The sequence below is a fragment of the Streptococcus sp. HMSC070B10 genome (genome assembly GCF_001808665.1).
GTDB lineage: Bacteria > Bacillota > Bacilli > Lactobacillales > Streptococcaceae > Streptococcus.
Genome location: NZ_KV794152.1, coordinates 199,529 through 213,972, shown reverse-complemented (window position 1 = coordinate 213,972; position 14,444 = coordinate 199,529). Strand labels below are relative to the sequence as shown.

Below are 14,444 nucleotides of genomic sequence, written 5' to 3'. Positions count from 1 at the left end.
ATATGGAGGTAAGAACATTGGCAAACATTAAATCAGCTATCAAACGCGCTGAATTGAACGTTAAACAGAACGAAAAGAACTCAGCTCAAAAATCAGCTATGCGTACTGCTATCAAAGCTTTCGAAGCAAACCCATCTGAAGAACTTTTCCGTGCTGCTAGCTCAGCTATCGATAAAGCAGAAACTAAAGGTTTGATTCACAAAAACAAAGCAAGCCGCGACAAAGCTCGTCTTTCAGCTAAACTTGCTAAATAAAGAACAGTCCATAGAGGCTGTTTTTTTGTCCTCAAATAGGAAAAGGTAGAAAATGAAAATCGCAATTATCGGATATTCTGGTGCTGGTAAGTCAACTCTAGCCGAAAAGTTGTCTCACTGCTACTCCATCCCAAAACTGCACATGGACACACTCCAATTTCAACCCGGTTGGCAAGACAGTGACCGTGAATGGATGTTGGCCGAGATGAATAACTTTCTCACCAAGCATGAAGCTTGGGTTATTGATGGTAATTATTCTTGGTGTTTCTATGAGGAAAGAATGCAGGAAGCTGACCAAATCATCTTTCTCAATTTTTCGCCATTGACCTGTCTCTTTCGAGCATTTAAACGGTATCTCACATATCGAGGTAAGGTCAGAGAAAGTATGGCAGCTGGTTGTCAAGAACAATTTAATTGGGAGTTTATCAGATGGATTCTCTGGGATGGGCGGAGCAAATCCGCTAAAGAACGCTACAAGTGGGTTCAAGAAACCTATCCAGATAAAGTTGTTATCCTTAGGTCTCAAAAGGAGATAGATTACTTTATAAAGACTCACGAAAACAAGAAGAAAAACCAACATGGATAATGTTAGTACTATTTTGGAAGACAAATCCCCTTTTTGGGGGCTATTTTCCCAAAATATTTTCTTCATTATTTACCAATCTATCCTATCTAAAACTCTGAATTCTATAGAAATGAAAAGGGACATTCACTGTCCCTTTTATCAATTTTTAGATTTTGAATATACAATAATCACAATCGCTAGTCCTCAAATCCTCTTTACTCATTTGGAATAAGTATAAGGGAAGACGGATATTATATTTAGCTTTCATAAATAATAGGTAATGGAATGAGTGTTATAACCTTAATCTGAAAAAATAAAGGTTTCAGCTACTAAAAATGTGCAAGAAAAGCTTAATTTCATAAACTTTATCAGCTTCGTTTCTATAACCTCGTCCCCAGCCATACCTAGCCCCAAGTAATTTCCAATTGATAGCTGGCAAAGGGATATCCCTCTTGGTTTTGTAGTTGATAGTCTAAATGAATCTTTTGCCCATCAACTTCATAACGACTGGTTTGGATAATAAACTCCTGCATGCCCATGGGTGTAGGAATATAGGCCAAACTATCACTATCCTTTAGAAAGCGCATAAAGGTCTTGGGATTAGAAAATCGGCTCATCACCAACTCTTGACCATGAAATTTAATAACTACTTTTTCCTTTTCTTCATTATAGAAAAGCAGGTAGCTATAGTCCCCCTTTTCATGCACTTCCACGTCATAGAGCTGGTCAATCACTTCCAACTGCTCATCAAACTGAATCGTATTTCGCATCCGGATCTTCACATCAGGTCCTCTTTCTTGTCTCTTGTCCTACTATTTTACCAAAAACTCTAGCTTTTTGCTATAATGGTCATATGAACGAAAAAGTATTCCGTGACCCAGTTCACAACTACATCCATGTCAATAATCAAATCATCTATGACTTGATTAATACAAAAGAATTTCAGCGTTTGCGTCGTATCAAACAACTGGGAACTTCCAGTTATACCTTCCACGGTGGGGAGCACAGCCGCTTCTCCCACTGTCTAGGAGTCTATGAAATTGCACGACGCATCACAGAGATTTTTGAAGAGAAATATCCTGAAGAATGGAATCCTGCCGAATCACTCCTCACCATGACCGCTGCTCTCCTACATGACCTAGGACATGGTGCCTACTCCCATACTTTTGAACATCTCTTTGATACAGACCATGAAGCCATTACTCAGGAGATTATCCAAAGCCCTGAGACAGAAATTCACCAAGTTCTGCTACAAGTGGCGCCAGATTTTCCAGAAAAGGTAGCAAGTGTCATCGACCATACCTATCCTAACAAGCAGGTCGTGCAACTCATTTCTAGTCAGATTGATGCAGACCGCATGGACTATCTCTTGCGCGACTCCTATTTTACTGGAGCTTCCTATGGAGAATTTGACCTGACTCGCATCCTCCGAGTCATTCGTCCTGTTGAAAACGGTATTGCCTTTCAGCGCAATGGCATGCATGCCATCGAAGACTATGTCCTCAGTCGCTACCAGATGTATATGCAGGTCTATTTCCACCCTGCAACACGTGCCATGGAAGTTCTCCTGCAGAATCTTCTCAAGCGCGCCAAGGAACTCTATCCAAAAGACAAAGATTTCTTTGCACGAACTTCCCCACACCTCCTGCCATTCTTTGAAAAAAATGTGACCTTATCTGATTATCTGGCTCTGGATGATGGAGTGATGAATACCTACTTCCAGCTCTGGATGACCAGTCCTGACAAGATTTTAGCAGACTTATCACAACGTTTTGTCAATCGCAAGGTCTTTAAATCAATTACCTTTTCACAAGAGGATCAAGACCAACTCGCTAGCATGAGAAAATTGGTTGAGGACATCGGCTTTGATCCAGACTACTACACTGCCATTCATAAGAACTTTGACCTCCCTTATGATATCTATCGTCCCGAATCTGAAAATCCACGGACACAGATTGAGATTTTACAAAAAAATGGAGAACTGGCTGAACTCTCTAGCCTGTCTCCTATCGTCCAATCCCTTGCTGGTAGTCGCCACGGAGACAATCGCTTCTATTTCCCGAAAGAAATGTTAGACCAAAACAGTATCTTCGCAAGCATTACCCAGCAATTTTTACACTTGATTGAGAACGATCATTTTACCCCAAATAAAAACTAGAAGAGGAAATATATGAGTATTAAACTAATTGCCGTCGATATCGACGGAACCCTAGTCAATAGCCAAAAGGAGATTACTCCTGAGGTCTTTTCTGCTATCCAAGATGCCAAAGAAGCTGGTGTCAAAGTCGTGATTGCAACTGGCCGCCCCATCGCAGGTGTTGCCAAACTTCTAGACGACTTGCAGTTGAGAGACGAGGGTGACTATGTTGTAACCTTCAACGGTGCCCTTGTCCAAGAAACCGCTACAGGCCATGAGATTATCAGTGAATCCTTGACCTACGAGGATTATCTAGATATGGAATTTCTCAGTCGCAAACTTGGTGTCCACATGCATGCCATTACCAAGGACGGTATCTACACTGCCAATCGCAATATCGGAAAATACACAGTGCACGAATCAACCCTCGTCAGCATGCCTATTTTCTACCGCACTCCTGAAGAAATGGCTGACAAGGAAATTGTCAAATGTATGTTCATCGATGAACCAGAAATCCTTGATGTTGCGATTGAAAAGATACCAGCCGAATTTTACGAGCGCTACTCCATCAACAAATCTGCTCCTTTCTACCTCGAACTCCTTAAAAAGAATGTAGATAAAGGTTCAGCTATTACTCACTTAGCTGAAAAACTAGGATTGACCAAAGATGAAACCATGGCTATCGGTGACGAAGAAAATGACCGTGCCATGCTAGCAGTCGTTGGGAATCCCGTTGTTATGGAAAATGGAAATCCAGAACTCAAAAAAATCGCCAAATACATCACCAAATCTAACGACGAATCTGGTGTTGCCCATGCCATCCGTACGTGGGTATTGTAAAATAATTTGAATATAGAAAAAGCACCCCAGAAGTTAGAGATAAACGTCTCACTCCTGGGCTATTTTTTAGAATACAGATTACTCTTCATCATCAAACATCAGCGCATCCAGTTCTTCTCTTTCAGCTTCAATCACTTTTTTCTCTTCCCAAAGTGGCACGAGTAAGAAATGGTTGAACGGCACAACTGTAGCCATAGCTGTCGCTCCTAATGGGATAAATCTATTGGAATTTATAATAAGTACGATGTTTAGGATAGAAAATAATAGGAATAGAAGGATTACTAATGCTAGGCGAATTTTATATTCTTTTCTTAATTGCAAGTATTCTTCTTGTGTCATCTAATCTAAACCCTCTTTCTATTAAATTCTGAATAGTTGAAGAGCCTTATCATAGTAACTCCTACTGTAAATCTTTGATAAACTCCACAACTTGATGATTCTCAATCTTCACATAATAGCAACCGCTATTATTGACAAGTTTATCCCCTTCATATCTATCAATCTTTACAGCATAAAGACCACTAGGTAAGGGTTGATTGTTAAAAAACTCTTTCATTTGCGATTCAAGGTCTTTAAGATAAGCATTATATAACTGATCCTTCTTGTCTTCTGGAATGTAATATCGAAATTGAAATTCTGGTATAAAGATACCTTTTTGGAAAAGATAGTGAGCATCCATAGGATACATCCCTTGTAATGCTTGTCCTTTTCTTTGATTTTCCTCTAAAATTTCATCATAAAGATACATATTGCCAGATTTACTATTAAATTGAAAATCAATCCCATCGTACTTCAAAGCAGTCATTTTTGGATCTGTTATTGAACTATCCAATTTTTTTAAAAATTCGCTAGTACCTGGACTAATCTCAATCCCTAGATAGGCTAATTCTGGAAAAGCGCGATAAATTTGTTCATTTTGTTTGTAAGCAACTTCTGCATCCGTCTTTTTATACTTTTCGTTTTCCGAAGGACGAGTATAGTATTCAAAACGACTCTTAGCCTGATAAGTTTTACCAGCTATAGTTTCACTATAAGTACCATGGATAACAAATCCTCCCACGCTCGTATAGTTTTTTTCATATTTTTCTAACTTAAACTGTCCTGTAAGACCGTAGTTCTCATAAGAACGATGTATAGCTTGCTCAAGTTCATTCCGACTTGCATGGGCAAATAACCCCCACATATCCATCATAGCAATAATAGGACTAAGGATTATAAGCATTGCAATGGGAATAACTACGGATAAGCAACCTATTAATAAGCCTTTTTTCATCTCTTTCTCCTAAACATTCTATGCCTATTATAACATAAAAAGAGAGCGCTCTCTTTGCTCTATCTATATTTTCTTGCTTTCTTATGAGATAAAAAAGCAAGAAAAAAACACTGAATCTTCAGTGTTCTTTTTGTTTCTTTACACTTCTTAAAATGCCCCCTGCCGGAATCGAACCAGCAACTACTCCTTAGGAGGGAGTTGTTATATCCATTGAACTAAGGGAGCTAGATAAAAACTCTGCTGAAGAAGCAGAGTTTTTTAGTCGAATTAACGACGGATTTCTTTGATACGAGCTGCTTTACCTTGAAGAGCACGCAAGTAGTACAATTTCGCACGACGTACTTTACCGTAACGAACAACTTCGATTTTTTCAACACGTGGAGTGTGGATTGGGAAAATACGCTCAACACCTACACCGTTAGAGATTTTACGAACTGTGTAGTTTTCAGAGATGCCAGCACCTTTACGTGCAATAACAACACCTTCAAAAATCTGGATACGTTCACGGTTACCTTCGACAACTTTCGCGTGTACACGAACAGTGTCACCAGGACGGAATGATGGGATATCTGTACGAAGTTGACCTTCAGTCAAGCTTTGGATTAATGGATTCATTTTATTCTCCTATCTTTGTCAATCTTGAGGAATCTTCCTCAGCGGATAAACTGTATTTTTGTGCGTCCATTACACACAAGATACAGTTTACCAAATTTCCATAAAAAAGTAAAGAAATTTATAGCAGAATTCCTAAAAAAATCGCAACTAAACCACCTAGGTAGGTTAAGGCTAGGTAGCTATAAAATACTTTCTTATCACTTAACAGTCTTTGAAGTTCGTCATTCAAGGTCGAAAAAGTCGTCAGACCTCCACAAAATCCAGTTGCTAGAATAGCATAGACTTCCTTAGACTCCACATGATTGTAGAATAATCCAATTAAAAAACAACCCAAAAGATTGGCTATTAGCGTTCCGAGTGGCAATTTAGATGCTTGATTATAGCGGGAAAAGAAATAGCGCACTAAAGCTCCGAAGCCACAAGCAATTGCAAGATAGACGATTACCATTTCTTCCTCCCTAAATAGTAAGCTAAAAGCAGTCCTCCACCGATGCTCAAAAGCAAATACAGGACTAAACTAAGATAACGCCCTGTATCAAGCAGTTTCACAGCATCAAGCATTAGACTAGAAAAGGTTGTTAAACCTCCGCAAAAACCCGTCCCCAGTGCTAAAACCAAGCCCTTACTAGTACCCTTATAGACCAGATAGCCCTTGACAAGGTAAACCAAGCAGAAAATTCCCAGATAGTTGACAAAGAGAGTGCCCCAAGGAAAGTCAGGACTAGCTGGTAACCAAGTGGAAATTAGGTAGCGAACCAGTCCGCCCAACATGGCAGCTAGAAAAATTCCTAGCGGATAAAATTGTTCTTTTTTCATTTGATGTTTTGATCCTGGTAATCACGCGAACGTTTGAGTATGTCCGAAAATGTTGCGACAATAGTCTCCTGATAGCGCTTGTCTTCTACACGATTTCTGACCTTTTCAAAAATAACTGCTTCTCTCTTGATATCTAAAATCGGTTTCCCTGAAGCCTTCTTGTAAGCGACAACCTCTTCAACTAAATGCATTCGTTCTTCTAACAGTTTGACAATTTGGTCGTTGATTTGATCAATTTCTTGACGAATAATATCTAAATCCATACAATCTCCTCCTTTATTTGAATTATTGTATCAAAAAGCCACCAAATAGGCTAGTAAAATCCCAACTCTCGATAAGAAAAATGCACTGATTGATTACATCAGCGCAGTTTTATACTTATCCTACTTTTGCAGCCAATTCTTCTGCGAATTGTTCCAAGCGTTCAATGTCTTCTTCCTCAGCAGAAAGATCAACTTTAACACATTCTGAACCTTTTTCTGCTCCTGTCGCTACAAAAACGCGGTCAAAGTCATCGACAGCCTTACAGAATTCATCGTAGAAGGTATCACCTGAACCAACCACTCCGTAGATTTTGCCATTCAAGTTGAGATCTGCTAGGTCTTCGTAGAAGTCCATCATCTCATCTGGCAATTCTCCATCACCATAAGTATAGGTCGCAACAATAGCGATGTCTGCTTCCAAGAAGTCTGAAGCGTCAACAGTTGTACATTCATCAACATCGACATCCAAGCCCAAGTCACGTAATTTGTCTGCTACAATATCTGCAATTTCTTCGGTATTACCGGTCATACTGGCAAATACAATTTTTGCTAATGCCATATCGTCCTCCTCAATTTATCTTTCTCCATTATATCACATCTTTTTCATTTTAAAAATAAAAATTCTTGTGCTACAATGAAATGAGAAAGAATTGAGGTTATTTATGGACATTTGCCATCAAATTTTAGAAAAAATTAAAGAATACGACACGATTATCATTCACCGTCATATGAAACCAGACCCTGATGCCTTAGGAAGTCAGGTGGGATTGAAAGCTCTTCTCAAACATCATTTCCCAGAAAAAACCATCAAAGCCGTAGGTTATGATGAACCAACTCTTACTTGGATGGCTGAGATGGATTTTGTTGAAGATAGTGTCTACCAAGGGGCACTTGTCATCGTTTGTGATACAGCTAATACTGCTCGTATCGATGATAAGCGCTATAGTCAAGGTGATTTTCTCATTAAGATTGACCACCATCCAAATGATGATGTATACGGTGACCTGTCTTGGGTCGATACTAGTTCAAGTAGCGCTAGCGAGATGATTACCCTATTTGCCCAAACAACCCAACTGGCCTTGTCAGATTGCGCTGCTGAGTTGCTCTTTGCAGGAATTATTGGTGATACAGGTCGCTTCCTCTACCCTTCTACCACTGCACGGACTCTTCGCCTTGCTGCTTATTTGAGAGAACATAACTTTGACTTTGCGGCTCTCACTCGCAAAATGGACACTATGAGCTACAAAATTGCAAAACTTCAAGGCTACATCTACGACCATCTGGAAGTGGATGAAAATGGTGCTGCTCGCGTTACCCTGAGTCAGAAAATCTTAAAACAATTCAATGTTACCGATGCTGAAACTGCAGCCATTGTCGGTGCACCTGGACGTATTGACAGTGTGAGTCTCTGGGGAATTTTTGTGGAACAGGCTGATGGCCACTACCGCGTTCGCTTACGCAGTAAAATCCATCCTATCAATGAAATTGCCAAGGAACATGATGGTGGAGGTCACCCCCTAGCAAGTGGTGCTAATTCCTATAGCCTAGAAGAAAACGAAATCATCTACCAAAAGTTAAAAAACTTGCTTAAAAACTAATAAAATACTTGCCAAACTTTTCAGAATCTGATAGACTAGTATGGTAACAATCTATGGCTCGCAAAGAGACCATGGCAGAAAGGAAATATTGCAAAATGAAAAAAGATATCCATCCAGAATATCGCCCAGTTGTCTTCATGGACACAACTACTGGTTACCAATTCCTTAGCGGTTCAACAAAACGCTCTAACGAAACAGTTGAGTTTGAAGGCGAAACTTACCCATTGATCCGTGTGGAAATTTCATCAGACTCACACCCATTCTACACTGGACGTCAAAAGTTCACTCAAGCAGATGGACGCGTGGATCGTTTCAACAAAAAATACGGTCTCAAATAATGATAAAAAGAACAGTTTCGACTGTTCTTTTTTGTTTCTTCAAATCAGAGCTCAAGCACCACTGCTGTTCCACTACAAGTGACCTTCAGCATACCATTCTCAGCACCTAAGGTTTCATAGTCCATCTTGACCCCTATGGTGGCATTTGCGCCACGTTCACTTGCACGCGCCATCATTTCTGCTAGAGCTTCTTCTCTCGCTTAGGTCAATTCGCCTTCATAACTACTAGCACGACCGCCAAAAATATTACGGAAACCAGCTGCCATATCTTTGAACATATTGACCCCAGCAACCACTTCACCAAAGACAACTCCTTTGTATTCTAGGATTTTATTTCCTTCAATTCCCATAGTTGAAATAATCATCTCTAGGTCCTCCTTGCTTCTTTTAGAAAATTGTAAACTCTTTCATATTCTTTGTCAAGAAATTATCCTTTGTTTTTCAGTATGATGATGTTTTTTGAGTGTTGTTTTATTAAACAAATGACAATTTGTGAAACACTAAATATAACTTTCGTAATGTGCCTCTATAATTAGCAATTCATGATTATAGTCATTTTCAGAAAATGTGGAATTCGTCTTATTTTAAACAAAAAAACTATTTTTTCCAAAACTTAATTATACAAATTGAAAAAATAGCTATTTTTATATTAACCTTATTCTAGTATATTTCCATAAGTACCCTCTTCAGCATCTAAATAATAAACAGAAATATTATTCAGCCTAAGCTCATTTTTCTTCAAAAAAAGGTTTACATATTTTGCGTCATGTGTTGTAAAAATGAGCTGTTTATTCAATTTGCCCAAAACATCAATCATTGAAAATTGATTAATATCATCCATATTTTGAATAGGATCATCTATAGCAATAAAATCAATTACTGAATTATTTCGGCCGATATTCTTTGCAATAAAAATTGAAATTGCCAAAACATTAAGTTGTCCAGAACTTAGGATATTTGCAACATTGACAGATCGATCATTATTTACTATTTCAATATCTAATGTATTTTTAATGTCGTCTATATTAAAATAAAGATTTCTATAGGTAGTTACATTTGGATTAAGGTAGTTAAAATATTTTTGAATTACGGATTTATTGCTATTAACTATCTTAGAAAAACTAAATCCATCATTAATACGATTAATTTCGTCGTCAACTATTTTAAATTTATTATCGAGATTTTCTTTTATCTTCTGAACACGATGTAATGACTCTTCTTTATCAAGTAAATCATCTTTTATAGTATTGTACTCAATAATGCTTGTATGATTTACTAACTCTTGCGATAATATAGCTATTTTTTTAGCTTTATCATTTATTAAGTCCGTCAAAACTATTGAAGGATTATCATTGTCAGCAAATCTATACTCTTTGGAAATTTCACTAATCAGTTCATCCATTCGTTTAAGAGAGTCCAAAGTTATTTTTTGCTGCTCAATTTTTAACATCAACTCTTCCTCAAGAGTCGATAGCTCGTCATTCTTTTTAGTGAGAACTCTATTCTCTTTAAGTAATTGCTCTAAATTTAAGCCAGAAAATCTTACATCAGAGTGTTCTTCTAATTGCTGCTCAATTTGACCTTTTTTATTTTTCAACGCCAAATATTGTTGTCGCTTCTCAATATTATATTTTAGATTATTTATACTTAAATCTATTTGAGAATGATCTAAACTAAAGTATTCTTTTACATATAGAGAGTGACCTTCTAGACTTTGAAGTCTTCTCTGAATTTCACTGTATTGATTTTCTAAGTCTGATATAGTAAATTGAAGTTGCCCAATCTCTTTCTGTTTGTTATTAACTTGTTCTTCAAGTTCTCGTGTCTGCCTTTTATGTTTATCAATTCTCTCAGCAGTAATTTTACTTTGCTGAAGAAAGTATGCGATCCTCCTGTCAAAGTGTTCAGAAATATTTACAACACTCTGGTTGCACACTGGACAATTATTTTCAAATTCTCTGTGACTATTTACAAATCTAGAGGCTTCACGAATCATTCCAATTAACAAATTAATATCATTGTCTGAATCATTTGAAAGTAGTTCAGAATTCAAGTTTGTAATATAATTTTGTTGATTAGTTATTTCAAGTTCTCTCTGTTTAATTTTTTGTTTAAATTCATCAATAGACTTTGGAATACTTCCCCTATTTTGTAATAATTGATTATATTCAGCAATATTTGACAAAGCATATTGATATTCATCTAGTAAACGTTCAAAATTAGAAACTTGTTTTTGAATATTTTCTTCGAGTTCAGACGATAATTCATAGAGTTCAGGACTTGCCAATTGGTTCTCTATTTTTTTCAGTTCATCCCCCTTCTCTACATTTTGAGATAGAATTTGCATTTCTTGTTCTACTCGTTCAATATTCTTTCCGTTTTGCTCAATACTATTTTCATTTAAAGCAAGCTCTTTTATTATCCTATCTTTTTCATTCTGAGCACTTGTTAAATCACTATTTAATTCTTTTATCTTCTCTGTTAGTCTACTTAGATTTCCGACATCTTCATCAATCATTTTTTGCAATGAATGAAATCTATTTAGTTTATCTTCTATTTGACTTTTGCTTTTTACAAGATTGTCCTTTTCATTTTGTTTATCTTCAAAATTGAATGCATTAGCAACTTCTATATTTATATTGGCTATATTATATTTTGTTTCGAGTTTTAATTTCTGCTTTTTGATTTCTTCTCTGATTTGTTTCTCAATTCTGTCTTCTTCATTAATTTTCTTTTCTATTACTCTCCTAGCGGTTTCTAAGTTTTGTTTTATATTTGTTATTTCTTCCATTCCTAGTATCGAAGAAAGGACGTTGTATCGTTGAGTTGGAGTATCACTTGAAATAAAATTCAATACCTGATCTTGAGCAAGCAAAGAGGATTTCAAAGCTTCTTGAAAATCAAAATTATTATTTTGAGAATCTACAAACGCACTATTGAGACAATCTTTTACATTTCCCTCACCTCTTACAACCCTATCATCTCCATCTTGGCAACTAACAGTTATATTGCTATTTCGTGATACTAATCTTTTAAGTTTTAATTCATTTGAAAAAAGTATTTCAACAAAACAGTCATTAGAATCCTTATTAATTAATATATTCTTCCAAGAATCAGCACTATTTCCCCCAAATCTATCAATTTTTCCAGTAATGCACCATTGAATTGCATCAAAAATTGAACTTTTTCCGTTCCCGTTGTCACCTAAAAATATAGTGATATTTTTAGTAAAATCAAATTCATATTCTCCTTGGAAATTCCTAAAATTTTTGATTGTTACTTGTTTCAATCTAATCATCTGAATTACCTTCTAAAAAATTCATTTCTTCCAAAATTTTATTTATTTCAGCATTAGTTAATTTTTTTTGTTCTCCACCTTTATTCCTTATACCTAAATACAATTCTTTAATTTTTTCGCTAGTAAAGTATAAACTTTCTTCTACTTGCTTCGCTTCCTTGTTACTATTTAGTATATCCAGAAATGGTAGCCTAAAAATATCCATTTCAGTTTGAATAACATACTTTCTGAGATTTCTTACATCTCTTTCTATGTAATAATACTTTTCATTATACGAGTTTTTATTAACCACAATTAAAAAATACGTATTCCATAAATTATATTTCGTATATTCCTTGATAACTTCTCTAATACTTTTCGCTATATTATTAATTTCCTCTCTTAACAAATGATTTTGTATAATTTGTTCATTATAAATAATTAGTAAATTTCCATTTACCTTATTATAAAAAGTACGATACTCTATACCTTCAATGGTTATTTCTTTATATTGAGCTTTATTAATCTGGGATATAAATTCTTCAAATAATACCATCTAACTTCAACTCCTCATCAATTTTATTTTTCATATCTACTAAATTCTTGTATTTCTTTCTATTTCCAGGTTTATTTATTTCATTTAAATTATCACGATGTGCATATAAAATACTAATTGGCGTCTGAACTTCAGTAATATTATTAGCGGTAATTTCATCCAACTTAGAATTATTTATGCTAGGATTTAAAGAAAAATCTAGTTCCTCCTTTTTTAATTCAGTGCTCTGATTACTATCCTCATTATCAAATTGACCTGAAATAATTATAGAAACATCTTGAGAATTTGCTATTCTAAGTTTTTCTGAATTATCTAACCTTGGAAATAAGTCTTTGAAGTCCTGAATAACTTCCGAAGAGACCTTCATATCGTCGTTATTCCCTAAAATTAAAAAAAGGAGTCTATCTAATTTTATTGATAAAATGTGTCGATTTACTTCTTTGATCATTAAATTTTTTTCAATAGAAATCTTTAGAAAAAGTAGTAATGATAGTAAGTCATTGAAATGATTTTCATAATCACTTTCTTCAAGTTTTACATCTATACCTTTATTATATTCTAGATACAAATTTATAATACTCTTCATTGTTAAATCACAATCTGATAAAATCTTTTCTAAATCTTCCCTAAAGCCATCCACAAATAATTTAAACTCACTGATAAAATTTGAATTCAGTTTTGAATTCGAATAATCACTATCTAATTTGGTAAAATATTGGGTCAAGATTTTCTCATCGGATTTACTATGATATTCCTTAGTTAAATTATCTGTTAATTTTTTCTTGATATATTCTTTTAAATTATTTAATTTTTCGTCTTTAATCAATTGAATTGAAGCATCTTTGGGATTATAACAAGCATTGAAAAACTCAGCAATGACATGGTTTAGTATTTCAGTTGAAAGTTGACTATGCTCAAACCCTAGAATTTTTGGAATACTTATTGCTATCTTACCTTTTAATTCCTCAGGGTGAAGATACTTCATATTGAAATTTTGAAATGCCTGATTTAATAAATTATCTTTTGTACTTTCAACATCAACATTTTTTACATCAAAATTCTCAGCAACTAACTTCTTGATTTTCTCATCATTCTTATTAACAGAATTAGGGTAAAATGGTGAAATATTAAAGCTTTGTGTATCTAGATAGAAACAATTAGATATTATCTCAAACCTTAGTTCAAATCCTGACAATTTTTCTATATTGTATGCTGTAAGAAATAATTTAGGAATCCAACTCTTACCTATTTTAATATCAGCTGGTGAATACGACTTGTTTTTTGTTTTAACTTGAATAAATTTGACTATTTTCTCTGAATTATTAAACAGCACAATATCCTGATGGTGATCTAGAAACATTCCATCCCACTTACCTTGAAAAACTTCTCCTAAATAAAGAACCGAAACCATCATTTGATAATAAAACCCTGTCATTGCGACAATACCACCATTATCAGATGTTTTCTCATCCAATAAAATATCTTCAAGATCAGCATTGTTTATAGGAGCATGCAATTGATCAATTGACCGATTAAAATCCATATTCAATATACTGTTTCTATCTTCATCAGATAGATCTTCAAAACAATATTTCAAAATATCTTCTAGCATGATTACCCCTTAGTTTGCTCTCTATTATTTATCCGTCTCAACCGTTTTTTCCACACCTTTAACATCTCTTCCTCTTCCTTAGTCGATTTTTTGAACAAAAAACGACCTATTGTTTTTTGTTTTCACTAATTATAAATGACCTTACCTAATTATATCATAAAAAGATAAATTAACATAATAGTCTCTAACTTCCTGTATGGAGTATCCCAAAAACAAATAAGTACAAAAAGGAATCTACTCGAGCATGAGATAGATTCCTCTTTTTTATTTTATTAATACTCTAGTCCGCACTTTTCAGTT

The 14,444-nt window shown here is 35.2% G+C and carries 17 protein-coding genes, 1 tRNA gene and 1 pseudogene; 6 read left to right on the top strand and 13 right to left on the bottom strand.

Going from position 1 to position 14,444, the window contains the following annotated elements:
* Positions 1-17 precede the first annotated feature (17 nt).
* Both rpsT and HMPREF2613_RS02640 read left to right on the top strand, forming a co-directional pair.
* The gene (rpsT, locus tag HMPREF2613_RS02645; protein ID WP_001274000.1) at positions 18-254 is read left to right on the top strand and encodes a 30S ribosomal protein S20; all 237 of its coding nucleotides are present in this window, start codon (positions 18-20) and stop codon (positions 252-254) included.
* A gap of 52 nt (positions 255-306) precedes the next feature.
* Complete coding sequence (locus tag HMPREF2613_RS02640; protein WP_070478753.1) at positions 307-840, top strand: DNA topology modulation protein; 534 nt, start codon at positions 307-309, stop codon at positions 838-840.
* A 383-nt stretch (positions 841-1,223) separates the two neighbouring features.
* Here HMPREF2613_RS02640 and HMPREF2613_RS02630 read toward each other — a convergent pair whose 3' ends face one another.
* Complete coding sequence (locus HMPREF2613_RS02630; RefSeq protein ID WP_083279195.1) at positions 1,224-1,601, bottom strand: YwiB family protein; 378 nt, start codon at positions 1,599-1,601, stop codon at positions 1,224-1,226.
* Between the two features lie 71 nt (positions 1,602-1,672).
* Between HMPREF2613_RS02630 and HMPREF2613_RS02625 the strand changes: the two genes are divergently transcribed.
* Positions 1,673-2,977, top strand: a complete 1,305-nt coding sequence (locus HMPREF2613_RS02625; protein ID WP_049491559.1) for an HD domain-containing protein — start codon at positions 1,673-1,675, stop codon at positions 2,975-2,977.
* 12 nt (positions 2,978-2,989) lie between these two features.
* A complete protein-coding gene (gene yidA / locus HMPREF2613_RS02620) occupies positions 2,990-3,796 on the top strand; it encodes a sugar-phosphatase (RefSeq protein ID WP_070478746.1) in 807 nt (268 codons plus the stop codon).
* Between the two features lie 78 nt (positions 3,797-3,874).
* Here the strand turns inward: yidA and HMPREF2613_RS02615 are convergent, their stop codons facing one another.
* The 8 genes from HMPREF2613_RS02615 to HMPREF2613_RS02580 form a co-directional block, all read right to left on the bottom strand.
* A complete protein-coding gene (locus HMPREF2613_RS02615) occupies positions 3,875-4,135 on the bottom strand; it encodes a hypothetical protein (protein ID WP_235228659.1) in 261 nt (86 codons plus the stop codon).
* 61 nt (positions 4,136-4,196) lie between these two features.
* Positions 4,197-5,069, bottom strand: coding sequence for a hypothetical protein (locus HMPREF2613_RS02610; RefSeq protein ID WP_070478744.1), 873 nt, complete (start codon positions 5,067-5,069; stop codon positions 4,197-4,199).
* A gap of 153 nt (positions 5,070-5,222) precedes the next feature.
* Positions 5,223-5,294: transfer RNA gene (locus HMPREF2613_RS02605), tRNA-Arg, on the bottom strand.
* Positions 5,295-5,336: 42 nt separating this feature from the next.
* Positions 5,337-5,684 carry a 50S ribosomal protein L19 gene (gene rplS / locus HMPREF2613_RS02600; RefSeq protein WP_001068669.1) on the bottom strand — a complete coding sequence of 116 codons (348 nt, stop codon included), beginning with the start codon at positions 5,682-5,684 and terminating at the stop codon, positions 5,337-5,339.
* A gap of 118 nt (positions 5,685-5,802) precedes the next feature.
* Positions 5,803-6,132 (bottom strand): fluoride efflux transporter CrcB, encoded by a 330-nt coding sequence (gene crcB / locus HMPREF2613_RS02595; RefSeq protein ID WP_004256635.1) that lies wholly within the window; start codon positions 6,130-6,132, stop codon positions 5,803-5,805.
* Positions 6,126-6,500, bottom strand: coding sequence for a fluoride efflux transporter CrcB (gene crcB, locus HMPREF2613_RS02590; RefSeq protein ID WP_070478741.1), 375 nt, complete (start codon positions 6,498-6,500; stop codon positions 6,126-6,128). The genes crcB (HMPREF2613_RS02595) and crcB (HMPREF2613_RS02590) overlap by 7 nt, the downstream gene beginning before the upstream one ends.
* Positions 6,497-6,763 (bottom strand): chorismate mutase, encoded by a 267-nt coding sequence (locus tag HMPREF2613_RS02585; protein ID WP_070478739.1) that lies wholly within the window; start codon positions 6,761-6,763, stop codon positions 6,497-6,499. The genes crcB (HMPREF2613_RS02590) and HMPREF2613_RS02585 overlap by 4 nt, the downstream gene beginning before the upstream one ends.
* A 115-nt stretch (positions 6,764-6,878) precedes the next feature.
* Entirely contained in the window at positions 6,879-7,322 is a 444-nt protein-coding gene (locus tag HMPREF2613_RS02580; protein WP_001162125.1) for a flavodoxin, read from the bottom strand.
* Between the two features lie 103 nt (positions 7,323-7,425).
* Here HMPREF2613_RS02580 and HMPREF2613_RS02575 point away from each other — a divergent pair, with 103 nt between their 5' ends.
* Together HMPREF2613_RS02575 and HMPREF2613_RS02570 are read left to right on the top strand one after the other, a co-directional pair.
* Entirely contained in the window at positions 7,426-8,361 is a 936-nt protein-coding gene (locus tag HMPREF2613_RS02575) for a DHH family phosphoesterase (protein WP_070478737.1), read from the top strand.
* A 95-nt stretch (positions 8,362-8,456) separates the two neighbouring features.
* Positions 8,457-8,699 carry a type B 50S ribosomal protein L31 gene (locus tag HMPREF2613_RS02570; protein ID WP_000710764.1) on the top strand — a complete coding sequence of 81 codons (243 nt, stop codon included), beginning with the start codon at positions 8,457-8,459 and terminating at the stop codon, positions 8,697-8,699.
* Positions 8,700-8,743: 44 nt separating this feature from the next.
* Here HMPREF2613_RS02570 and HMPREF2613_RS02565 read toward each other — a convergent pair.
* From HMPREF2613_RS02565 to HMPREF2613_RS02550, 4 genes and pseudogenes are all read right to left on the bottom strand, one after another.
* Positions 8,744-9,064: pseudogene (locus HMPREF2613_RS02565) on the bottom strand (heavy metal-binding domain-containing protein).
* Between the two features lie 290 nt (positions 9,065-9,354).
* Positions 9,355-11,997, bottom strand: coding sequence for an AAA family ATPase (locus tag HMPREF2613_RS02560; RefSeq protein WP_070478735.1), 2,643 nt, complete (start codon positions 11,995-11,997; stop codon positions 9,355-9,357).
* Positions 11,990-12,532, bottom strand: coding sequence for a hypothetical protein (locus tag HMPREF2613_RS02555; protein WP_070478733.1), 543 nt, complete (start codon positions 12,530-12,532; stop codon positions 11,990-11,992). The genes HMPREF2613_RS02560 and HMPREF2613_RS02555 overlap by 8 nt, the downstream gene beginning before the upstream one ends.
* On the bottom strand, positions 12,519-14,144 hold the full coding sequence (locus HMPREF2613_RS02550) for a dsDNA nuclease domain-containing protein (protein ID WP_070478731.1): 1,626 nt from the start codon (positions 14,142-14,144) through the stop codon (positions 12,519-12,521). The genes HMPREF2613_RS02555 and HMPREF2613_RS02550 overlap by 14 nt, the downstream gene beginning before the upstream one ends.
* Positions 14,145-14,444: the final 300 nt, after the last annotated feature.